General features: G+C 66.4%; 23 protein-coding genes. 17 read left to right on the top strand and 6 right to left on the bottom strand.

What is annotated here, in order from left to right:
- Position 1 precedes the first annotated feature (1 nt).
- The 6 genes from iscA to IB268_RS23555 all read left to right on the top strand — a co-directional run bounded on the left by iscA (position 2) and on the right by IB268_RS23555 (position 4,344).
- On the top strand, positions 2 to 325 hold the full coding sequence (iscA, locus tag IB268_RS23580) for an iron-sulfur cluster assembly protein IscA (protein WP_042794073.1): 324 nt from the start codon (positions 2 to 4) through the stop codon (positions 323 to 325).
- 3 nt (positions 326 to 328) lie between these two features.
- On the top strand, positions 329 to 841 hold the full coding sequence (gene hscB / locus IB268_RS23575) for a Fe-S protein assembly co-chaperone HscB (RefSeq protein ID WP_054456112.1): 513 nt from the start codon (positions 329 to 331) through the stop codon (positions 839 to 841).
- A gap of 72 nt (positions 842 to 913) precedes the next feature.
- Entirely contained in the window at positions 914 to 2,776 is a 1,863-nt protein-coding gene (hscA, locus tag IB268_RS23570) for a Fe-S protein assembly chaperone HscA (protein WP_175181413.1), read from the top strand.
- A 9-nt stretch (positions 2,777 to 2,785) separates the two neighbouring features.
- Positions 2,786 to 3,127 carry an ISC system 2Fe-2S type ferredoxin gene (fdx, locus tag IB268_RS23565; RefSeq protein ID WP_013394592.1) on the top strand — a complete coding sequence of 114 codons (342 nt, stop codon included), beginning with the start codon at positions 2,786 to 2,788 and terminating at the stop codon, positions 3,125 to 3,127.
- The gene (gene iscX / locus IB268_RS23560) at positions 3,127 to 3,321 is read left to right on the top strand and encodes a Fe-S cluster assembly protein IscX (protein ID WP_054456117.1); all 195 of its coding nucleotides are present in this window, start codon (positions 3,127 to 3,129) and stop codon (positions 3,319 to 3,321) included. Before fdx ends, iscX begins: the two co-directional genes overlap by 1 nt.
- Before the next feature lie 138 nt (positions 3,322 to 3,459).
- Positions 3,460 to 4,344 (top strand): methylglyoxal synthase, encoded by an 885-nt coding sequence (locus IB268_RS23555; protein ID WP_054456119.1) that lies wholly within the window; start codon positions 3,460 to 3,462, stop codon positions 4,342 to 4,344.
- On the opposite strand, the gene IB268_RS23550 is transcribed toward IB268_RS23555, so the two are convergent.
- Positions 4,337 to 5,296: a LysR family transcriptional regulator gene (locus tag IB268_RS23550; protein ID WP_054456121.1), complete on the bottom strand. Its 960-nt coding sequence runs from the start codon at positions 5,294 to 5,296 to the stop codon at positions 4,337 to 4,339. The two genes, IB268_RS23555 and IB268_RS23550, sit on opposite strands and share 8 nt — an antisense overlap.
- A 126-nt stretch (positions 5,297 to 5,422) precedes the next feature.
- Between IB268_RS23550 and IB268_RS23545 the strand changes: the two genes are divergently transcribed.
- Genes IB268_RS23545 through IB268_RS23535 form a run of 3 tightly spaced genes read left to right on the top strand, consistent with a single transcriptional unit; the run spans position 5,423 to position 8,402 of the window.
- Complete coding sequence (locus IB268_RS23545; RefSeq protein WP_054456123.1) at positions 5,423 to 6,397, top strand: tripartite tricarboxylate transporter substrate binding protein; 975 nt, start codon at positions 5,423 to 5,425, stop codon at positions 6,395 to 6,397.
- A gap of 2 nt (positions 6,398 to 6,399) precedes the next feature.
- The gene (locus tag IB268_RS23540) at positions 6,400 to 7,611 is read left to right on the top strand and encodes a CaiB/BaiF CoA-transferase family protein (protein WP_225591464.1); all 1,212 of its coding nucleotides are present in this window, start codon (positions 6,400 to 6,402) and stop codon (positions 7,609 to 7,611) included.
- A 14-nt stretch (positions 7,612 to 7,625) separates the two neighbouring features.
- Complete coding sequence (locus tag IB268_RS23535) at positions 7,626 to 8,402, top strand: enoyl-CoA hydratase/isomerase family protein (protein WP_119449353.1); 777 nt, start codon at positions 7,626 to 7,628, stop codon at positions 8,400 to 8,402.
- 36 nt (positions 8,403 to 8,438) lie between these two features.
- Here IB268_RS23535 and IB268_RS23530 read toward each other — a convergent pair whose 3' ends face one another.
- On the bottom strand, positions 8,439 to 9,242 hold the full coding sequence (locus tag IB268_RS23530; protein ID WP_119449354.1) for an enoyl-CoA hydratase/isomerase family protein: 804 nt from the start codon (positions 9,240 to 9,242) through the stop codon (positions 8,439 to 8,441).
- A gap of 230 nt (positions 9,243 to 9,472) precedes the next feature.
- Between IB268_RS23530 and IB268_RS23525 the strand changes: the two genes are divergently transcribed.
- The 8 genes from IB268_RS23525 to IB268_RS23490 are packed head-to-tail and all read left to right on the top strand — an operon-like array spanning position 9,473 to position 17,935.
- Positions 9,473 to 10,297 (top strand): ABC transporter ATP-binding protein, encoded by an 825-nt coding sequence (locus IB268_RS23525; protein WP_054456127.1) that lies wholly within the window; start codon positions 9,473 to 9,475, stop codon positions 10,295 to 10,297.
- Positions 10,297 to 11,175 (top strand): branched-chain amino acid ABC transporter permease, encoded by an 879-nt coding sequence (locus IB268_RS23520; protein ID WP_054456130.1) that lies wholly within the window; start codon positions 10,297 to 10,299, stop codon positions 11,173 to 11,175. The genes IB268_RS23525 and IB268_RS23520 overlap by 1 nt, the downstream gene beginning before the upstream one ends.
- A gap of 3 nt (positions 11,176 to 11,178) precedes the next feature.
- On the top strand, positions 11,179 to 12,216 hold the full coding sequence (locus IB268_RS23515) for a branched-chain amino acid ABC transporter permease (protein WP_013394582.1): 1,038 nt from the start codon (positions 11,179 to 11,181) through the stop codon (positions 12,214 to 12,216).
- A gap of 41 nt (positions 12,217 to 12,257) precedes the next feature.
- A complete protein-coding gene (locus IB268_RS23510) occupies positions 12,258 to 13,439 on the top strand; it encodes an ABC transporter substrate-binding protein (RefSeq protein WP_054456133.1) in 1,182 nt (393 codons plus the stop codon).
- A gap of 52 nt (positions 13,440 to 13,491) precedes the next feature.
- Positions 13,492 to 14,286, top strand: a complete 795-nt coding sequence (locus tag IB268_RS23505; protein ID WP_054456135.1) for an ABC transporter ATP-binding protein — start codon at positions 13,492 to 13,494, stop codon at positions 14,284 to 14,286.
- Positions 14,283 to 16,142: a long-chain fatty acid--CoA ligase gene (locus IB268_RS23500; protein ID WP_192354894.1), complete on the top strand. Its 1,860-nt coding sequence runs from the start codon at positions 14,283 to 14,285 to the stop codon at positions 16,140 to 16,142. The genes IB268_RS23505 and IB268_RS23500 overlap by 4 nt, the downstream gene beginning before the upstream one ends.
- Positions 16,139 to 17,293: a thiolase family protein gene (locus IB268_RS23495; RefSeq protein WP_192354893.1), complete on the top strand. Its 1,155-nt coding sequence runs from the start codon at positions 16,139 to 16,141 to the stop codon at positions 17,291 to 17,293. The genes IB268_RS23500 and IB268_RS23495 overlap by 4 nt, the downstream gene beginning before the upstream one ends.
- A 6-nt stretch (positions 17,294 to 17,299) precedes the next feature.
- The gene (locus IB268_RS23490) at positions 17,300 to 17,935 is read left to right on the top strand and encodes a TetR/AcrR family transcriptional regulator (RefSeq protein WP_054456141.1); all 636 of its coding nucleotides are present in this window, start codon (positions 17,300 to 17,302) and stop codon (positions 17,933 to 17,935) included.
- Between the two features lie 21 nt (positions 17,936 to 17,956).
- On the opposite strand, the gene IB268_RS23485 is transcribed toward IB268_RS23490, so the two are convergent.
- From IB268_RS23485 to prfB, 4 genes are all read right to left on the bottom strand, one after another.
- Positions 17,957 to 18,277: a preprotein translocase subunit TatB gene (locus IB268_RS23485; protein ID WP_054456143.1), complete on the bottom strand. Its 321-nt coding sequence runs from the start codon at positions 18,275 to 18,277 to the stop codon at positions 17,957 to 17,959.
- Positions 18,278 to 18,292: 15 nt separating this feature from the next.
- On the bottom strand, positions 18,293 to 19,816 hold the full coding sequence (gene lysS, locus IB268_RS23480; protein ID WP_054456145.1) for a lysine--tRNA ligase: 1,524 nt from the start codon (positions 19,814 to 19,816) through the stop codon (positions 18,293 to 18,295).
- A gap of 10 nt (positions 19,817 to 19,826) precedes the next feature.
- Positions 19,827 to 20,582: an SDR family oxidoreductase gene (locus IB268_RS23475; protein WP_119451232.1), complete on the bottom strand. Its 756-nt coding sequence runs from the start codon at positions 20,580 to 20,582 to the stop codon at positions 19,827 to 19,829.
- 41 nt (positions 20,583 to 20,623) lie between these two features.
- Positions 20,624 to 21,728 (bottom strand): peptide chain release factor 2 gene (gene prfB, locus IB268_RS23470; protein WP_119451233.1). Its coding sequence is split into 2 segments (ribosomal slippage): positions 20,624 to 21,646 and positions 21,648 to 21,728, totalling 1,104 coding nucleotides; the frame shifts between segments, so codons are not numbered across the junction.
- Between the last annotated feature and the right edge of the window lie 210 nt (positions 21,729 to 21,938).

Raw genomic sequence — 21,938 nt, 5'->3', positions numbered from 1 at the left:
CATGTCCGTTACCCTGACCCAACAGGCTGCCACCCATATCGGCCGCTACTTGCAGAAGCGCGGAAAGGGTATCGGCTTGCGGCTCGGCGTTAGGACGACGGGCTGCTCCGGCATGGCCTACAAGCTCGAATACGTGGACGACGCGGCAGCGGAAGACGTGGTGTTCGAAAGCTTCGGCGTGAAGGTCTTCATTGACCCGAAAAGCCTGGCCTACCTGGACGGCACCGAACTCGACTACGCCCGCGAAGGCCTGAACGAAGGCTTCAAGTTCCGCAACCCCAACGAAAAGGCGACCTGCGGCTGCGGCGAGTCGTTCACGGTGTAAGTCTTGGCTGGAGACGATCACTTCGGCCTGTTCGGCTTGCCGGCGCGTTTCGATCTGGACGCCCAGGCGCTTGAGTCCGCGTGGCGCACCGTCGCCGCGCAGGTGCATCCCGACCGCTACGCCACTGCCAGCCCCGCGGAACGCCGCGTGGCCATGCAGTGGGCGGCTCGCGCCAACGAGGCCTACCGCCTGTTGCGCGATCCCTTGCTGCGGGCGCGCTACCTTTGCGAGCAGGCCGGCGTGGATCTGCAGACCGAGAGCAACACGGCCATGGACCCCGAGTTCCTGATGCAGCAGATGACGTGGCGCGAGATGCTGGACGACGCGCGCGACGACGCCGACGCTCTGGCGGCCTTGCAGGCGGAATTGCAGCAGGCGCGCGCTGCCATGCGCGCCACGCTGGCCCGTCTGCTGGACCAGGACCGCGACTACGCCGCGGCGGGGCTCAAGGTGCGGGAGTGGATGTTCGTGGAGAAGTTGGCGGAAGAACTGGCGCACGCCCAGCCCGCCGCATAGCCCAGGCCGCGCCGGGGCGTCCGCGAGACGGGCGCCGGCACAGCGCCGCCTACTGACCAAAAAAACAGAATCATGGCCTTATTGCAGATATCAGAGCCTGGCGAATCGCCCGCGCCTCACCAGCGCAAGCTGGCGGTCGGGATCGACCTGGGCACCACCAATTCCCTGGTCGCGGCCGTGCGCAGCAGCGTCGCCGAAGTGCTGAGGGACGAGCAAGGCCACGCCTTGCTGCCTTCCGCCGTGCGCTATTTCGCCGGCGGCAAGGTCACCACGGGGCGGGAACCGCTCGCGCAGCAGGCCGAAGATCCTCTGAATACCGTTGTGTCGGTCAAGCGTTTCATGGGCCGTTCGCTGGAAGAGGCGCGCGCCAGCCGCGCACCGTACGAATTCGTGGACGCGCCTGGCATGGTGCGCATCCGCACCGTCCAGGGCGACCTGAGCCCGGTTGAAGTGTCGGCGCAGATCCTGGCCGTCCTGCGCCAGCGCGCCGAGGACGTGCTGGGCGATGACCTGGTCGGCGCGGTCATCACGGTGCCTGCTTACTTCGATGACGCCCAGCGCCAGGCGACGCGAGACGCCGCGCGTCTGGCCGGCCTGAACGTGCTGCGCCTGCTGAACGAACCCACGGCGGCGGCCATTGCCTACGGCCTGGATAATGCCGCCGAAGGCGTGTATGCGGTGTACGACCTGGGCGGCGGAACGTTCGACGTTTCCATCTTGCGCCTGACCCAGGGCGTGTTCGAAGTCATCGCCACGGGCGGCGATACCGCCTTGGGCGGCGACGACTTCGATGCCTTGATCGTTGATCACGTGGTGGCCGGACTCGCTGCTGGCGAGTTTTCGCCGGCGGACCGCCGCCGCCTGCTGATGGCGGCGCGCGCTGCGCGCGAAGCCTTGTCGGACGCCGATGCGGCCAGCCTGAAGCTGGAATTGTCCGATGGCCGGACCGTGGACACGAACCTGACGCGGGCGGCATTTGAAGAACTGGCGCAGCCCCTGATCGTGCGCACGCTGGACTGCGCGCGCCGCGCCTTGCGCGACGCCTCGCTGACGCCAGCCGATGTGCGCGGCGTGGTGATGGTCGGCGGCGCCACGCGCATGCCGGTCGTGCGCGCTGCCGTGGGCAAGCTGTTCGGCACGCAACCGCTGACCGACCTCGATCCGGACCAGGTGGTGGCGCTGGGCGCCGCCTTGCAGGCCAATCTGCTGGCGGGCAACCGCGCTCCCGGCGAAGACTGGCTGTTGCTGGATGTGATCCCGCTGTCGCTGGGGCTGGAAACCATGGGCGGCCTGGTGGAGCGCATCATCCCGCGCAACAGCACGATTCCCGTGGCGCGCGCCCAGGAATTCACGACCTTCAAGGATGGCCAGACGGCCATGAGCATCCACGTGGTGCAAGGCGAACGCGACCTGGTTTCCGATTCGCGCTCGCTGGCGCGCTTTGAGCTGCGCGGCATTCCGCCCATGGTGGCCGGCGCAGCACGCATCCGCGTGACCTTCCAGGTGGACGCCGACGGCCTGCTGAGCGTGACCGCGCGCGAGCAGAGCAAGGGCGTCGAGGCCATGGTGTCGGTCAAGCCGTCCTATGGCCTGACCGACGACGAGATCGCGCAGATGCTGGCAGACAGCGTGGCGCAAGCCGACACCGATGCCCGCGCCCGCATGTTGCGCGAGCAACAGGTGGACGCGCGCCAGTTGGTCGAGTCGGTGCAGGCCGCGCTGGCCGTCGATGGCGATCTGCTGGACGCCGAAGAACGCAAGCGCGTGGACGAATGCCTGCAGGCTGCCATCGCCGCCCAGGATGCGCAGGACGTGGACACAGTGAAGGACGCGGTCCAGGCCCTGTCGGCCGCGACCGATGATTTCGCTGCGCGCCGCATGGACCGCAGCATCCGCGCCGCGCTGGCGGGCCGCAAACTTGATGAGATTGCCTGATAACACGCTATGCCGAAACTGACTGTATTGCCTCATCCCGACTACTGCCCGGAAGGCGCCGTGATCGAAGACGCGCCCAAGGGCGTGTCGATCTGCCGCGTGCTGCTGGATAACCACATCGACATCGAACACGCATGCGAACTGTCGTGCGCCTGCACGACCTGTCACGTGGTGGTCAAGCAGGGCTATTCTTCGCTGGAAGACGCGACCGATGACGAAGAGGATCTGCTGGATAAGGCCTGGGGCTTGACCCCGACCTCGCGCCTGTCCTGCCAGGCGCTGGTGACGGACGCCGACCTGACGGTCGAGATCCCCAAATACACCATCAACCACGCCAAAGAGGGCCATTGATGAAGTGGACCGACACCTACCAGATCGCCGAGGCTCTGCTCGACGCGCATCCTGACGCGGACCCCAAGACGCTGCGCTTCGTGCAGCTGCGCGAATGGGTCCTGGCCTTGCCGGGCTTCAACGACGACCCCGCGCATTGCGGCGAGAAGATCCTGGAGGCCATCCAGATGGCCTGGATCGACGAGGCGGACTGATCGCCAAACCAGAAACGCTCCCTGCGGGGAGCGTTTTTGTTTTTGAGCGCGGCGGATCCGGGCCAAAGCTGCCGCGGCCATGCCCGCCACGGTATCATCAAGGATCTTCTTGTTGTCCCTACTTGCCTGAGTCCACCGATGCCCGCTGCCCAATTGCGCTTTGGCCTGGCCGCCAACCGGCTGCACCACGAAACTCCCGATGCCGCGCTGTTTACCTGGCTGCGCGCCTGTTCGGGCACGATACGCGAGCTGGGCGTGCAGTTGCACACCGTAGGCCGCACGCACGACGCGATCGTGCGCGAGGGCATGCTGCAGGGCTACGGCGGGTTGATCCGCTATCCGTACGGCCGCGAGGGCGGCCTGATGAAGCTGGTGGCCCGGGTGACGGAAGGGCGTGACGGGCAGGCGCCGTTCGACGGCGCGATCTATCTGATCGATCCCGTCGACCCGTCGTCGATTTTTCCGGAGGCGCTGGCGCTCAAGCGCCAGTGCATCACGCACGGCCGCCCGTTCATCTCGACGCTTGCCGGCGCCATCGAATGGATGGAAGTCGAACGCGTCCACGCCGGCTTGGCGCCGGACGTCTCGGCTTCGCGCCATTTCAACTTCACTGGCCAGACGGTGGCGCTGATTGCCCACGATGCGCTCAAGGACGAGATGGTGGCATTCGCCAGCGAGCATTTCGACGTGCTGTCGCAGTTTGCGCGGCGCGTCGCCACGGGCACCACCGGCGGCCGCTTGAACGAGCTGGCCTGGTCGCGCGGCTGGCCCAAGGATACGCCCTGGGTGCACCGCTACCTGAGCGGGCCGCTGGGCGGCGACGCCCAGATCGCGGAGCTGGTGCTGGAACACCAATGCCAGCGTGTGATCTTCTTCGAGGATCCGCATGTGGCGCGCCAGCACGAGGCCGACATCCAGCTGCTGGAACGCGCGGTGCGGGTGGTGACCGAGTCCGCGACCTGCGCGACTTCGCCGGTAGTGGCGCGGCGCTGGGCGCAGGCGGTGGAAAAGCGCGTCATCTAAGCCTGGCCCGGGTGGGCGGGTCGCCAGGCCGGGAGTCCGTAATGATGCGGCTGACCCGGTCGGCAACGGCGGACGCGGCCATGGACAATGGCAGGACATCGGACCTGCACAGGAACACAGGCCGCGCCAGGCGCGGCTTGACGATGCGATGCAGGAGGACCTCGCCGCGCGCGGCTTCCTGGTGCACCGCCGCGTAAGACAGGATGGTGTGCGCGATGCCAGCCTGCGCCAGTTCGATCAGTTGCGGAATGGCGTTGGCCTCGGCAATGACGCGGAATTCGGCGCGCTCCTGTTGCTGATAGTGGTCCAGCAGGCGGCGCAGGCTGTGCTGGCTGCCGGGCAATACCAGCGGCAATTCGGCGAGCGCGTGCAGATCCATGGCCGGCAGCGCATGTAGCGCGGCTGGGGCCGGCTTTTTGCGCGACTTGGCCGGCGGCGGCGAAACCACGACCAGTTCTTCATCTATCAGGTGCTGGAAGCGCAGGTCGACCGAGGCGTCGTCGCTGAACGTCAGTCCCAGGTCGGCATGGCCGGAACTGACGAAGCCCGGGATGTACCCGGTGCTGGATTCGATGATCTTCAGGTAGACGCCGGGCCAGTGTTCCAGGGAAAAGCGCAGTAGCGGCACAGTGAGCAGCTTGGCCATGGACATGGACATGGCCAGCGAGACGGTCCCGCGCGGTGCGCTGATGTCTTCGCGCACGTCGGCGCGCGCCGCGTCGATGCGGCCGAGAATCTCGCGTGCGTGCGCCAGCATGCGCGATCCCGCGGCCGTTGGCGTGACCCCGCGAGCGCTGCGATGCAACAGCACCACGCCCAGATCCTCTTCCAGATTGCGTATCAGCAGGCTTAGCGCGGGCTGCGCGACGTGCAGCGCGGCCGCGGCGCGGCTGATCGATCCGGTGGAGACCACGGCGACAAAGCATTGCATCGCGCGGATTGACATCGACATGCGTAAACCTCGTGCAGGCAGGCCATCACAAATTTATTATGGCCTGCATATTTAAACGGTATTTCTAATATATCAAGACGCTTCGCATAATGGACGCCATCCCTCTAAGAACACAACGGAGACATCATGGCGTTCCAAAGAATTCTTGCCGCTTGTGCGACTGCGGCGGCGCTGTCCGGCCCGGCGTGGGCCGATACCTGGCCTGCCAAGCCCATTACGTTGGTCGTGCCGTTTTCGGCCGGCGGTCCGACTGATTTCATCGCGCGTCTGGTGGCCGAGCCTCTGGCGCGCGAATTGGGACAGCAGGTCATCGTGCAGAACAAACCGGGCGCCAGCGGCAATGTCGGCTACCAAAGCGTGCTGAACGGTCCCGCGGATGGCTACACGCTGATGCACAACACGGTGGCCATGCAGGCCATCAATCCGCTGATGTACCCGAGCGCGAAGATGGCTCCGCTGCAGGACTATGTGCCGGTCGGCACGACGGGCGCGATGCCCAATCTGCTGGTGGTCAATCCCGAGCGCACGCCGGTCAAGACCCTGGCCGAGCTGGTCCAGCGCGGCCGCGACATGAAGAACGGGCTCAGCTATGCCACCTTCGGTCCGGGCAGTTCGCCGCATGTCTATGGCGCGTCGTTGCAGCAGCTTGCGGGCTTTCAGGCCGTGGGCGTGGCTTACAAGGGCAGCGCGAACGCCGTGACCGACGTTATCGGCGGACAGGTCGATTTCCTGTTCGACAGCATGTCGACCAGTCTCGGCCAGGTGCAAGGCGGCAGGCTGAGGGCCCTGGCGATTACCGCCGCCGAGCGTTCGCCCTTGCTGCCGGACGTGCCCACGCTGAAGGAAGCGGGCTATCCCAGCCTGGATCTCAAGTTCTGGTTCTCCCTGCAGACTCCCGCGGGCACTCCGCCGGACGTGGTGCGGAAGCTGCGCGAGGCCGTGGCCCGGGTGGTCGCGAGCGATGCCTACCGCAAGGCGATGCAGGAGCGCGGCGCAGAGGCTTTCCAGGTCGCCCCCGCCGAACTGGATGCGTTCTTCAAGCGTGAAACCGCGCAATGGACCCAGGCCGCGCAAACCATCGGCCTGAAGGGCGAGCAGTAATCATGTCGACTGAAGCACGCATGACGCCGTTGAAGAACATCACCGTCCTGGACCTGAGCAAGGTGCTGGCCGGGCCGCTATGCGGCCAGTATCTGGGCGAGTTGGGCGCGCGGGTGATCAAGGTCGAACCCGTGGGCAAGGGCGACGATACGCGCGCCTGGCTGCCGCAGGATGCCGGCCAATCCGCGACTTTCCTGGCGGTGAACCACAACAAGCGCAGCCTGGCTGTGGATCTCAAGACGCCGGCAGGGCGCGCCGTGGTGCACCGCCTCGCGCAACAGTCGGATGTGGTGTTGCAGGGTTTTGGCGGCAAGACCGCCGCGCGCCTGGGCGTGGATTACGAGACGCTCAGCGGGCTCAATCCCCGTCTGGTGTACTGCGAGATATCGGGCTATGGTCGCGAGGGCCCGATGGGCGAGGAGCCGGGCTACGACGTCATGCTGCAGGCCTTCAGCGGCATGATCAGCACCATGGGCGAGCCGGACGGAAATTTCGCGCGCGCCAGCTTCTCGCCTGTGGACCTGGGCACGGGCTCGTTCGCGCTGAGCGGGATTCTGGCCGCGCTGCTGGAGCGCAGCCAGACCGGCAAGGGCCAGTATCTGGACGTTTCCCTATTGGACACCTCGCTCGGCCTGATGTCGTACATGGCGCAGAACTACTGGCGCACCGGCCAGATTCCGCGCCGCATGGGCACGGGCCATCCGGCCATGTGTCCTTATCAGGCATTTCGCGCGGCCGATGGCGACATCATGCTGGGCGTGGGGAACGATGCGCAATGGCAGCGTTTCTGCGCGGTCGCGGGACTGCAGGACCATGTCGATGCGCCCCAATTCGCGACCAACGCCGACCGGGTCCGCCATTTCGCCCAGACGGTCGCGCTGGTCCAGGCGCGCATGCAGACGCGCAGCGTGGCGCAATGGCTGGATGCGCTCAAGCCCGCGGGCATCGCTTGTTCCGCCATCCACACGCTGGACGAGGCGCTGGCGCATCCGCAGGTCGCTGCGCGCGAACTGATCGTCAAGAGTGAGCACAAGGTGCTGGGCGAGGTCCGCAATGTCGGCCTGCCGATACGGTTCGGCCGCCAGCCTCGCCAGGCTGCGCTGCCCGCGCCGGTGCTGGGCGAGCACACTCGCGAAGTCCTGGCCGAGCTGGGCTACGCGCAAGCTGAAATCGAAGCGCTGCTGGCGTCGGGCAGCGTGCAAACCCATTCCTGAATGCGAGAAGATAGATGACATTCCTGCGCTACGAAGTCCGCGATCGTATTGCGGAAATCCATATGTGCCATGCGCCCGTCAATGCTCTGGACGAGGACATGCTGGACGCGCTGATCGCCGCGCTGGAACGGGCCAATGCCGATCCCGCGGTGCGCGCCGTGCTGTTGGCCAGCGATTTGCCTGGGCGCTTCTGCGCCGGGCTGGACATGAAGAAGTTGCTGGACAGCTCGCCGGCGCGGATCCACGCGCTGTTGTCCAAGCTGTATATCAAGCTCTACGACACGCAGTTCAACCTGACGAAGCCTTCAATCTCGGTGGTGTCGGGCGCAGTGCGCGGCGGCGGCATGACGGTGGCCATTTCCAGCGACCTGGTGGTGGCCGCGGACACCGCCACTTTCGGCTATCCGGAAATCGATGTCGGCGTCTTGCCGGCGATACATTACGTGCATTTGCCGGGCGTCGTGGGCAAGCACCGGGCGTTCGACCTGCTGTTCACCGGGCGCATCTTCGATGCGCAGGAGGCGCACGGGCTGGGGCTGGTGGCGCGCGTTGCGCCCACGGCGGAATTGCTGGAGCAGGCCCGCCTGCTGGCGCGCTCGCTGGCGGACAAGCCGCCGCAAGTCCTGGCCTTGGGGCGGCGCGCTTTCGTCTACAGCAATGACAACGAGTACCGGCGCAGGGTTGCAACGGCGGTAGAGGTGTTCTGCAACTCAGCCGCCACGTCCGAGGCGCGCGAGGGCCTGAGCGCCTTCGTGCAAAAGCGCGCGCCCGACTGGAGCGGGCTGCGGTGAGGCGGGGTGGAGCCGCCGCCAGACGTACCTTTGGGCCTATTCACCCTTGAACTGCGGCGTCCGCTTCTCGCGGAATGCCCGCACGCCTTCCGCGAAGTCCGTGCGCGAGGCGCTGTCCAGAAAGCGCGCGGTTTCCTCGGCCAGTTGGGTTTCCAGCGTGGCGTGTTCGGCCGAGCGCAGCAGGTCCTTGGCCCCCGCGATGCCGTGCGGCGCGTGGCGGGCAATCTCTTGCGCGTAGGTTCGCGCGGCTTGCGCGAGTTCTCCGGTTGGGGCGGTGCGCGTGACGATGCCCCAGGCCAGCGCGTCGCTGGCGAGGAACGGGTCATGGCGCAATAGCAAGTCCAGCGCGCGACGGGCGCCCAGCACCCGCGTGAGACCGTGGGTCATGCCGGCGTCGGGAGTCGCTCCAAGCTTGAGGTAGGCCGTCATGAAGCGGGCGTCGGCGTCGGCGATGGCCAGGTCGCAGGCCAAGACCAGCGACAGGCCCGCACCCGCGGCAATGCCGTGGACCTGGGCAATCCAGATCTTATCCATGCGGGCGATGCGCGCAATGAAGTCGTTCAATGGCGTGAACAGGTCCAGCAGCGTGGCGCGCACCAACGCGGGTTCGCCCGTGAACATACTGATGTCGCCGCCCGCGCAGAAAGTCTTGCCCGTCGCGCGCAGCAGCACGACGCGGATTTCATCGCGCGCTTCCAGCCATTGCGCGGCCCGTTGCAAGTCCTGCGCCATCGCCACGTCGATGGCGTTCAGCGCGTCGGGGCGGTTCAGCGTCACGGTCGCGATCGCGCCGTCGGTTTCCAGAAACAGCGTCTGGAAGGCGGGGTGTTCTTGGGTCATGGCGAGTCTCCGTTATCGGGTAAGTACCAACTGTCGATCCAAAAACCGCGATGCTATGGTCTGAACCGAGCGCTTGCTTGGTTTTCTTTTAAGCACGCTTAGCGTAACGCATAGAACGATTTTCCGGCGCTGTACTGGCGTAGGTAAAGACAGGTTCGTTGCATCTCCTGCCTCGCGGGTTCGCCAGGCCAACGTCGATAAAAACTTCGCATGTAAAGGCGAGGAGACAAATGGTGGATCAGTCCGACAGCCCTCCCTTGCTGGAGGTGGATGGGGTCACGCTGGCGTTCGGCGGGGTCAAGGCGCTTACCGGTGTGGGCTTTCGCGTGGAGTCCGGGTCCATCACCACGGTCATCGGCCCCAATGGCGCGGGCAAGACCTCGCTGTTCAACACCATTTCCGGCTTCTACCGCCCCGCATCCGGGCAGATCCGCTTCCAGGGTCGCGACATCACGCGCGTGGCGGCGCCCGAACGCGCCCGGCTGGGCCTGGCGCGCAGCTTCCAGAACATTGCGCTGTTCCGCGGCATGACGGTGCTGGACAACATCAAGCTGGGCCGCCACGCCCACCTGCGGACCAATGTGTTGGATGCCTTGCTGTATTTCGGGCGGGCGCGCCGCGAAGAGATGGCGCTGCGCGCCGACATCGAAGAACGCATCATCGACTTTCTGGAGATCGACCACATCCGCCACGCGCCGGTGGCCGCGCTGTCCTACGGCCTGCAAAAGCGGGTGGAGCTGGCGCGGGCGCTGGCCATGAATCCCAAGGTGCTGATGCTGGACGAACCGGTGGCGGGCATGAACCGCGAAGAGACCGATGACATGGCGCGCTTCATTCTGGACGCGCGCTCAGAATGGGGCGTGACGGTGCTGATGGTCGAGCATGACATGGGCATGGTGATGGACCTGTCGGACCACGTGGTGGTGCTGAACTTCGGCCAAGTCATTGCCGATGGCACGCCGGCGCAGGTGCAGGCGGACCCGCAGGTCATCCAGGCTTATCTGGGCGCGGGCGACGTCGGCGATCTGCGACGGCGCCTGCGGGAGGCGGCCTGATGGACATGCTGTTCTTCCTGGAAGTCACGCTGGCCGGGCTGGGCAGCGGTGGGCTTTATGCGCTGGCGGCGCTGGCCTTCGTCATCGTCTACAAGGCGACCCGGGTGGTGAACATCGCCATCGGCGAATTCCTGATGCTGGGCGCCTACGTGTTCTATGCCTTTGCCACCGGCATGGAATGGCCGATCTGGCTGGCCATCGTGGGCGCGGTGGTGGTGTCGGGCGCGCTGGGGGCGCTGGTCGAGCGGCTGACCATCCGCCCCATGCTCGGCGAAGCGCCGATCTCGGTATTCATGATCACGGTGGGGCTGGCGTCGATCCTGGTGGGCGTGGTCGAACTGATCTGGACGGCGGACCAGCGCCGCCTGCCGGAATTCATGCCGCGCTCGCCGGTGATGATAGGCGAGGCCTTCGTCGCGCCCAAGGTGTTCTACGGCTTCTGGGTGGCGGTAGTGCTGGCGCTGCTGGTGCTGGTGGTGTTCCGCTATTGGCGCGGCGGGGTGGCGCTGCGGGCCACGGCTTCGGACCAGGGCGCGGCTTACGCCATGGGCATCAACGTGCCGCGCGTGTTTTCGCTGGCCTGGGTGGCGGCGGGCGCGCTGGCCGCGGTGTCGGGCGTGATCGTGGGCGCGATCGGCGGCATCTCCTCGTCGATGGGCGTGTTCGGCCTGTCGGTGCTGGTGGTGGTCATCGTGGGCGGGCTGGACAGCGTGGCGGGCGCCCTGGTGGGCGGCGTGTTCATCGGCCTGCTGGAAGCCTGGGCCGGCGCCTACATGGGCGGCGAATACAAATTGCTGGCCACTTTCATCGTGCTGGTGGTGGTGCTGATGGTCAGGCCCTATGGCCTGTTCGGCACCCGTGAAATCGAGAGGCTCTGACCGATGCGCATCGCGACTGCCAAGCAGACTTATCTTGCGGACGAAGCGCTGTTCGACACCCGTACGCAGAAGGCGTGGCTGGTATTGCTGGCTGCGTCCCTGGTCATGTTTCCCTTCGTGGCGGATGCCTACTGGCTGTACCTGGCCTGCCTGGTGGCGATCAACGTCGCCAGCGCCACGGGACTGAATATCCTCACGGGCTATACCGGCCTGGTCAGCCTGGGGCAGGCCGCCTTCATGGGACTGGGGGCGTACACGGTCGCGGTGCTGGAGCAGCGGCTGGGCACGCCGGTGCTGCTCAATCTGGTGGCCGGCGGGCTGGTGGCGATGCTGGGCGGCCTGCTGGTCGGCATTCCGTCCTTGCGAGTGAAGGGCCTGTACCTGGCCATCGCCACGATCGCCGCGTCGTTCATCGCGCATTTCATCTTCGCCAACTGGCAGTTCACGGGCGGCACGACGGGAATGCAGGTGCCGCCGGCGCGGGTGCTGGGCGTGGACCTGGATACCTCGTTCAAGATCTACTGGCTGATCGTGCCGGTGACGGCGCTGATGGTGCTGGGGGCGGCCAACCTGTTCCGCACGCGCATCGGGCGCGCCTTCATCGCCATACGCGACCGCGACATTTCGGCCGAGGTGCTGGGCATACGCCTGCTGCGCTACAAGCTGCTGTCGTTCGGCCTGTCCTCGTTCTACGCCGGCGTGGCGGGCGGCATGTGGGCCTATTTCTTCCGGGTGGTCACGCCCGAGAGCTTCCCGCTGATCATGTCGATTTTCTTCCTGGCGGCCATCATCGTGGGCGGCATGGGCACGATCCTGGGGTCCATCCTGGGCGCCATCTTCATGACCATGGTGCCGGAACTGCTCAAGCTGATCGTGGGCTGGCTGCCGGTGGGCGGCGACGCGCTGCGCCTGATCTCGCCGGTGCGCACCATTGTTTTCGGCCTGCTGATCGTGGGCTTTCTGATCTTCGAGCCGCACGGGCTCGCGGAAATCTGGCGGCGCGTGCGCCGCTACTTCCACCTCTGGCCATTCCGTACCTAGCCATGGCGGCGGCCATCCATAAGACCCTCAGGAGACTAACCATGAAGCGCATCCGGATCGGCAGCGGTTTATCGAGGTTGTTGGCCCCGCTGGGCCTGGCGGCGGCCCTGTCGGCGGCGCCCGCCGCGCAGGCGGCCGAGGACCTGGTGCTGGGCGGCTCCATCCCGCTGAGCGGGGTGTTCGCCTTCGCCGGGCAGGGCATCCACGCCGGCATCACCGACTACGTGAAGATCGTCAACGACCAGGGCGGGGTAAAGGGCCGCAAGCTGCGCTACGTGCCGGAAGACACCGCCTACAAGGTGGACGCGTCGGTGGCGGCCTTCAAGAAGATCACCAGCCAGAACAAGGTGAACTTCTACTACGGCGACTCGACAGGCTTCTCCAAGACCATCAACGCCGAGCTGAACCGCACGGGCGACATCCTGATGACAGGCGCGTCCTTCGCCACGGAACTCAACGATCCGGCCAAGTACCCGGCCCAGTTCATGCTGGGACCTGACTACACGGAAATGTTCGGCATACTGCTGCGCTATATCGCCAAGGAACAGCCGGGCGCCAAGGTGGCTTTCGTGTATTCGGACACGGAGTTCGGCCGCGATCCCATCGCCAGCTCGCGCGCGGTGGCGGAAAAGCTGGGCCTGAAGGTCGCGACCGAGATCATGACGCCGCCGGGCAGCGTGGACGTGTCGACCGAGGTCATCAAGCTGCGCCGCGCCGATCCGGACTACACCATCTTCCACGGTTACGTGCTGGCGCCGATTCCGGAATTCGTGGGGCAGGGCAAGCGCATGGGCCTGAAGACGCGCTACATGGGCACGTTCTGGACCATGGACAACTCCACCGTGATGCAGATGGGAGAGGACGCCGAAGGCTTCATGGGCGTGATGCCGTACCGCTACTACTACGACACGGCGGCCGACGCGCCGATGCTGAAGAAGATCCGCGAAATGCGCCCGCAGTACCAGAGCACCGGCTACATGCAGGGCTTCCTGGCCGCCATGCTGTTCACCGAGGTCGCCAAGCGCACGCTGGACGCCGGCAAGGAACTGACCAGCGCCAACATGAAGGCGGCGCTGGACGGCATCAAGGACTTCGACACGGGCGGCCTGATCGGCGTGCCGATCTCGATCAAGGGCAACTCCATCCCGGTGGGCCGGATCTATCGCGCCGATGTGAAGCAGAAGCAGATGGTGCCGGCATCCGACTGGATCGTGCTGAAGTGAGGCGGCTGTGAACCCTGGACATGACGCGCATGCCGCAGCGCCCGCAGCGGCAGTGCTCGATATCAACAATATCGAAGTCGTCTACAACAAGGCGGTGCAGGTGCTGCGCGGCTTGTCCCTGTCGGTGCCCGCCGGCAGCATCGTGGCTCTCCTGGGCAGCAATGGCGCCGGCAAGTCCACCACCCTGAAGGCCGTGTCCGGCCTGCTGGATCTGGAGGACGGTGCGCTGGTGCGCGGGCAGATCGTCTTCAACGGCGGCGACACCGCGGGCGCCAGGCCGCAGAACCTGGTGCGCGCGGGGTTGGCGCATGTGATGGAGGGACGCCGGGTGTTCGAGGACCTGACGGTCGAGGAAAACCTGGTGGCCGCGACCTATGCCTTGACGGGCAGGCCGGGGGCGAAGGTCGACTTCGACTTGGTCTACGGCTACTTTCCGCGCCTGTTCGAGCGGCGCCGCGGCCTGGCAGGCTATCTGTCGGGCGGCGAGCAGCAGATGCTGGCCATCGGCCGCGCGCTGATCGCGCAGCCCAGGCTGATGCTGCTGGACGAACCTTCGCTGGGCCTGTCGCCGATGCTGGTCGAGAACATCTTCTCCATCATCGCGCGCATCAACCACGAACAAGGGGTGTCGATGCTGCTGGTGGAGCAGAACGCCTCGGTGGCCTTGGCGGTGGCGCATTATGGCTACATCATGGAGACCGGCAAGGTGGTGATCGACGGCAGCGCCGAAAAGCTGGCGGCGGATCCCGACGTGCGGGAGTTCTATCTGGGCGTGGGCGGCACGGGCGAGGCCCGTGGCTTTCGCGACATCAAGCACTACAAGCGCCGCAAGCGCTGGCTGTCATGATGGACAAGCATATGGATACCTCCGGCGCATCGGCGCAGGCGTGGCCGGCCTTGACGCTGCCGCAGATGCTGCGCGAACAGGCCCGGCGCCAACCCGCGGCCATCGCCATCCGGCAAAAGGATTTCGGCATCTGGAAGCCCATGACCTGGGCGGAATACTGGAGCCGGGCCTGCCGCGTGGGACTGGGCCTGCGCGCCCTGGGACTGAGCGCGGGCGGCCGGGTCGCCATCGTCTCCGAGAACCGCGTCGAATGGCTGCTGGCGCAGATGGGTGCGGGCGCGGTCGGCGCGGTGGCGGTGGGCGTGTACTCCACCAGCCCGGCCGAGGAGATGGGCTACGTGCTGGAACACGCGGACGTGGAACTGGTGGTGTGCGAGGACCAGGAGCAGACCGACAAGGTGCTGCAGGTGGCGGACCGGCTGCCCCTTTTGCGCCGCATCGTCATGATGGAGACCAAGGGCCTGCGCTCCTATGCGCCGGCCGAGCGCGAGCGCATCGTGACCTACGCCGAGATCGAGGCCGAGGGCGCGCGGCGCGAGGCGGCGGAACTCGCCGCGTTGAACGCGGCGCTGGACGGCCAGCGGCTGGAGGATACCGGCCTCATGATCTACACGTCCGGTTCCACCGGCAAGCCCAAGGGCGCGATGCTGAGCTACGGCAACATGCGCGGCGTGGCGCCGGGCATTGCCGACCGCCTGGCGATGGACGGCGGCAGCGTGCACCTGTCCTACCTGCCGCTATGTCACGTGGCCGAACAGATGCTGTCCACCTTCGTGCCCATCTATCTGGGCGCGCAGGTGAACTTTGGCGAATCGATACGCACGGTGCAGGAAGATTTGCGCGAAGTCGCGCCGACGATCTTCCTGGGCGTGCCGCGCATCTGGGAAAAACTGCACGCCGCCATTTCGATCAAGATGCAGGAGGCCGGGCGTTTGCAGCAATGGCTTTACGGACGCGCGTTGGCCGCCTGCACGCCGTTCCTGGAAAAGTCCCCCGCGCAGTACACGTTGCGCGAGCGCTGGACGCGCTGGCTCTGGTACTGGCTGGTGCTGCGCGCCCTGCAGAACTTCATCGGGCTGCGGCGGGTGCGCGTGGCCATGACCGGCGCGGCGCCGATCTCGCCGGACGTTGTGCGCTACTTCCGCACGCTGGGCGTGCCGCTGATCGAGGTCTATGGGCTGACGGAGTCCGCCGGCATGATCTTCGGCCAGCATCCGGACCGCGTAAAGGTGGGCACCGTGGGCGAACCCATCCTGGGCGTGGAATGGCGCATGGGCGAGGCCGGCGAGCTGCTGGTGCGCGGCGATATGGTGTTCCAGGGCTATTACAAGAATCCGGAAGCCACCGCCAGCACCGTGCGCGACGGCTGGCTGTATACGGGCGATGTGGTGGCCGAAGACGCGGGGCGCGTGCGCATCGTGGACCGCCTGAAGGACATCATGATCACGGCGGGCGGCAAGAACCTGACGCCCTCCGAGATCGAGAACGCGGTCAAGGGCAGCCCTTACGTCAAGGAATGCATCGTGATCGCGGACGGCAGGAAGTACGTGTCCGCGCTGATCCAGCTGGAGTTCGACACGGTGGGCAAATGGGCCGAGTCGCGCCGCATCGCCTTCACGCATTTCCGCTCGCTGGCCGAATGCGCGCAGGTGCGCGAACTGGTGCAGCAGGAAGTCGCGCGCGCCAACGCCGGCCTGGCGCCGGTGGCGCAGATCAAGCGCTTCCATCTGCTGACCAAGGAGCTGGATCACGACGATGGCGAAGTGACCGCGACCATGAAGGTCAGGCGCGCCAGCATCTACCGCAGCTATGCGGATGAGATCGAAGCGCTCTACGTTGAGGAGACGACGGCATGAACGAATCCGTGATCGTAGAGGCCGTGCGCACCCCTTTCGGGCGGCGCGGCGGATGGTGGGCGGATACCAGGCCGGATACGCTGCTGGCCGAGACGGTGTCCGGCCTGCTGGCGCGGGCCGGACTGCCGGGGGCCCAGGTCGAGGACCTGATCGCGGGCTGCGTCAGCCAGGCGGGCGAGCAGGGCGCCAACATCGGCAGGCTGGCCGCCATGCTTGCTGGCCTGCCTGAGAGCGTGCCGGGCGTGGCCCTGAATCGCATGTGCGGATCCAGCCAGCAGGCGGTGCATTTCGGCGCGCAAGCCATCGCCGCGGGCGACATGCGCTACGTGGTCGCGGGCGGCGTGGAGAGCATGAGCCGGGTGCCGATGTTCCTGGACGTGACGTTGGGCCAGGGCGAGTTCCGCGGCTTCGAAGGCTTGAACCCGGCCCTGCTGGAGCGCTATCCATTGATCCACCAGATCGAGAGCGCGGAGCGGATCGCAGAACGTTGGCAGCTGTCCCAGGCAGAGATGGACGAATGGGCAAGGGAAAGCCACGCGCGCGCCTGGAGCGCCGCGCAGGCCGGCCGCCACGCCGAGCTGCTGCCGGGGCCGCGGGTCGATGCCGGGCGTGACGAAGGCATACGCGAGAAAACCGACCCCGCCCGCATGGCCGCCATGGCGCCTGCCTTGCGGCCGCCAGGCCAGGGTGGCGTCACGGCCGCCAACGCCAGCCAGTTGGCGGACGGGGCGTCCGCGGTGCTGCTGGCCGACCGAGATGCGGCGCTGGCCGATGGCTTGCGACCCCGCGCGCGCTTCCTGGCGCGGGTGGTGGTGGGATCGGATCCGGTGCTGCAATTGACGGGCGTGATCCCGGCGGCGCGGCAGGCGCTGGCGCGCGCCGGCCTGAGCCTGGAAGACATCGACTGGATCGAGATCAACGAAGCCTTCGCCAGCGTGGTGCTCGCCTGGCAGCGTGAACTGGGCGCCAATCTGTCGCGCGTCAATCCCTGGGGCGGGGCGATCGCGCATGGGCATCCACTGGGGGCGACGGGAGCCGGCCTGATGGCCAAGATGCTGACGGGTTTGGAAGCCACCGAAGGCGAGTTGGGCATGCAGCTGATGTGCATCGGCCACGGCATGGCCACGGCGACCATCATCCAGAGGCTGTGACCGGACATGGAGAAACTGCGGGAGGCCGCGCAAGGGCGGGACGAGGGTTCGGAGTCCGAACGCCGGCGCGAGGTGATCCTGACGGCCGGACAGCTGTTCTGCAAGCACGGCTATGAACGCACCACCGTGCGCGAGCTGGCGCGGGCGGTGGGTCTGCAGTCCGGCAGCCTGTTCCATCATTTCCGCAGCAAGGAGGAGATCCTGGTGGCGGTGATGAACAACGGCATCCAGGAAGTGATAGACGACGGCGAACGGGCGCTGGCGCGCTACCGGGCGCCGGCTGACCGGCTGGCGGCGCTGTTCCGCGTGCATATGTGGAGCATGCTGCACGGCGCGGGCGGCGACGCGATGAACGCGCTGGTCTATGAATGGCGCAGCCTGTCCGCACCCAGCCGCGCGGCCGTGAAATCGCTGAGCGACCACTATGAGGAGATGTGGCAGGACGCGGTGGCGGCAGCGGTCGCGGCGGGGCTGCTGCAAGGCGATGCGCGCGTCATCAAGCGCTGCGTGCTGGGCGCCATGAACCTGACGGTGCAGTGGTACAAGCCGGACGGCCGCTTGCCGCCCGCCGAATTCATCGATGCGATGTTGCAGGCCTCGCTGCCGTCGTTGCCGGCGGGCGCCGGCAAGTGGCCCGAATAGGCGCGCGGCAGGGGCGGGCGTTCAGCCCCGGCGCTTGAGGAACGCGCCTACGGCGCAGACGACGGCCAGCGCCAGCAGCGTGCCCGCCACGGGCAGCAGGAAATCCACCTGCCCGTGATAGCCGCCGCCGGTTACGCCGCCGGCCACGCCGCCCGCCCACAACAGGAAGGTCATGAGCGAAGCCGCCACCGACAGCGCCGCGGCGATACACAGCGCGATGAACGCCGGCCGACGCGGCCGCGCCGCCGGATAGGGGGAATAGGGCGAGCCGCTGCGGGGCTGTTTGATCCAGTAGACCAGCCCCGCCACGACCAGCAGCAGCATCAGGATCTTGAAGATCATGATGCCAGCGCCCGTTTAGTCTTCACGGCGCAGGTGCGGGAAGAGGATGACGTCGCGGATGCTGGGGCTGTCGGTCAGCAGCATGACCAGGCGGTCGATGCCGATGCCGCAGCCGCCCGTCGGAGGCATGCCGTATTCCAGGGCGCGGATGTAGTCCGCGTCGTAGAACATGGCTTCCTCGTCGCCCGCGTCCTTGGCTTCGACCTGCGAGCGGAAACGCTCGGCCTGGTCTTCGGGATCGTTCAGCTCCGAGAAGCCGTTGGCGATTTCGCGGCCCGTCATGAAGAGCTCGAAGCGCTCGGTGATGCCCTCGCGGGTATCGGAGGCGCGCGCCAGCGGCGAGACTTCCACCGGGTAGTCGATGATGTAGGTGGGGTTCCAGAGCTTGGCTTCGGCGGTCTCTTCGAACAGCGCCAGCTGCAGCGCGCCCAGGCCGGCGCGCGACAGCACCGGGCCGTCGGCGTCGGCGCCCAGCTTCTTGAGTTCCGCGCGCACGAAGGCCGGATCGTCCAGTTGCGCCTGGGTGTAGCCCGGCGCGTACTTGAGGATGGCTTCGCAGATGGTCAGGCGGTCGAACGGCTTGGACAGGTCCAGTTCGCGTTCCTGGTAGGTCAGCACGGCGCTGCCGGTGGCCGAGATGGCGGCCTGGCGGATCAGCTCTTCGGTGAAGTCCATGAGCCAGCGGTATTCCGCGAAGGCCGCATAGAACTCCATCATGGTGAATTCAGGGTTGTGGCGCGGGCTCACGCCCTCGTTGCGGAAGTTGCGGTTGACTTCGAACACGCGTTCGAAGCCGCCCACGATCAGGCGCTTGAGGTAGAGCTCGGGCGCGATGCGCAGGTACATTTCCATGTCCAGCGCATTGTGGTGCGTGACGAAGGGCTTGGCCGCCGCGCCGCCCGGGATCGGGTGCAGCATCGGGGTTTCCACTTCAAGAAAGCCCGCGTTCAGCATGAACTGGCGGATGCTGCCCACGGCCTTGCTGCGCGCCTCGAACGTGCGGCGCGTGGCGTCCGTCATGATGAGGTCGACGTAGCGCTGGCGGTAGCGCAGTTCCTGGTCGGCCACGCCGTGGAACTTGTCCGGCAGCGGGCGCAGCGACTTGGACAGCAGGCGCGCGCTGGCGGCGTGCACCGACAGTTCGCCCTTGTTGGTCTTGAAGACCGACCCTTCGATCGCGATGATGTCGCCGATGTCCCATTGCTTGAACGCGGCGTAGCTGTCTTCGCCCAGGGTGCCGCGGTCCAGGTAGATCTGGATGCGGCCGGTGCTGTCCTGCAGCGTGGCGAAGCTGGCCTTGCCCATGACGCGCTTGAGCATCATGCGGCCCGCGACCTTGACGGTGACGGGGTTGGCGGCCAGGGCTTCCTGCTCCTGGCCGTCGTACTTGTCGTGCAAGGCGGCGGCGCGGGCGTCGGGAACGAAATCGTTGGGGTACGCGACCCCGGCTTCACGCAGTTTGGCCAGCTTGGCGCGCCGTTCGGCGATCAAGCGGTTTTCATCCTGGGCGGGCGCCGGAGTGGTCGAGTGGTCGGTCATGGTCGGGGAATCAGTCGTAATTGCGGATGTCGTCGATCTCGGTCGTGCCGAAATCTTCGCGATCCAGGTAGGCGAGGATGCGGGAGGCCACGTTGGCGGGCGAGGACAGCTTGCCGGTCGCGTGGAACTCCTGGAACTTGGCCAGCGCCGGGAAGCTTTCCGGATCGCTGGAACGGATGGCGACCTGCATGTCGGTGTCGACGATGCCGGGGGCCAGCGCGACGATGCGCGCGCCGTCGGCGCCTTGCTCGGCCTTGACCACGCGCGAGTACATGTCGAGCGCGGCCTTGGTGGCGCAGTAGACGCCCCAGCCGGCGTTCGGGTTGCGGCCCGCGCCGGAGGAGATGTTGAGCACGCGGCGGTCGGCCTTGAGGTCTTCGACCGCGGCCAGGAAGCGTGCGGTGAGCAGCATGACGGCGCTGACGTTCAGGTTGAAGGCGGCGGTGATGGCCGCGCCGTCGACCAGCGCGTCGGTGCCGGCGATGGGGTGCACCGTGCCGGCGTTGTTGATCAGCAGATAGCGGCTGGCATCGCGCGGCAGCGACGCGCAGATGCGCTGCGCCGCCGCTTCAACGGCGTTCAGATCCGAGAGGTCCACGGACAGCTGTTCCAGCTGCGCATCCTGCGAACGCGCATAGGCGGCCAGCTCGGGATCTTCCCGGCGCGCCAGGGTGATCAGGCGGGTGCCCGGTTTGGCCAGGCCGCGCGCCATGGCGGCGCCGATGCCGCGCGATGCGCCGGTGAGAATTGCAATGGTGTCGGACATTCGTGAACCTCTGGATGCGTTGAGGGGGAGTATCGCGAAACTTAGATGCCTTGCTTCAGGCTGGCCTGGATGAAGGGATCCAGGTCGCCGTCCAGCACTTTCTGCGTGTTGGAAATTTCAACGTTGGTGCGCAGGTCCTTGATGCGGCTCTGGTCCAGCACATAGGAACGGATCTGATGGCCCCAGCCCACGTCGGTCTTGGAGTCTTCCAGCTTCTGCTGCTCGGCCATGCGGTTGCGCATCTCGAGTTCGTAGAGCTTGGACTTCAGCATCTGCATGGCTTCGGCGCGGTTGCGGTGCTGCGAACGGTCGTTCTGGCACTGCACCACGATGCCGGTGGGCATGTGGGTCAGACGCACTGCCGAGTCGGTCTTGTTGATGTGCTGGCCGCCCGCGCCGGACGCGCGGTAGGTGTCCACGCGCAGGTCGGCGGGGTTCACTTCGACTTCGAAGGATTCGTCGACTTCCGGGTAGACGAAGACGCTGGCGAACGAGGTGTGGCGGCCGCCCGAGGAGTCGAACGGGCTCTTGCGCACCAGGCGGTGCACGCCGGTTTCGGTGCGCAGGTAGCCGAATGCGTACTCGCCTTCGATCTTGATGGTGGCGGACTTCAGGCCCGCCACGTCGCCTTCGGATTCTTCCAGCACTTCGGCCTTGAAGCCCTTGCGCTCGGCGTACTTCAGGTACTGGCGCAGCAGCATGGAGGCCCAGTCCTGCGCTTCCGTGCCGCCGGCGCCGGCCTGGATGTCCAGGAAGCAATTCAGCGGATCGGCCGGATTGGAGAACATGCGGCGGAATTCCAGCGCTTCCAGCTTTTCCTGGAAGGCGTCGGCGTCCTGCTCGATGGATTCGAGGGTGGCGTCGTCGTCGTCGGAGGCGGCCATTTCGAACAGTTCGTTCGAGTCGGACAGGCCCGTACCCAGCGCCGTGAGCGTTTCCACCACGTCTTCGAGGGCTTTCTTTTCACGGCCCAGGTCCTGGGCGTGCTTGGGGTCGTTCCAGACCGCCGGATCTTCGAGCTCGGCGTTTACGACTTGCAGGCGTTCAGCTTTGGCATCGTAGTCAAAGATACCTCCGTAGAGCCTGTTCGCGCTCCGCGTAATCGGCGAGGCGGGCTGCGAGCTGGTTCTGACGTTCGGCTTCCATGATGATCCTGTCCTGATGACTTTTGTGCGAAACCAAACATTTTACCGTGCTTGGGCCAAGTGCGCGGCCGCGTTGGCGGGAAGGGGGACGGATCGCGAGCAGGCGGTTTCCCGGCGTGGACCCCAAGTTGTTCAGTTTTTTGTCAAGTCAGCGGTTCTAGGCTGCGTATAAGCGGTCCAGCCGTTCCTGATCGGGATGACCGGGCCGTAA

The sequence above is a fragment of the Achromobacter sp. ACM01 genome (genome assembly GCF_014851745.1).
Taxonomy (GTDB): domain Bacteria; phylum Pseudomonadota; class Gammaproteobacteria; order Burkholderiales; family Burkholderiaceae_B; genus Achromobacter; species Achromobacter aegrifaciens.
The sequence above is the reverse complement of the archived record's forward strand: the minus strand, read 5'-3'. Positions and strand labels throughout refer to the sequence as shown.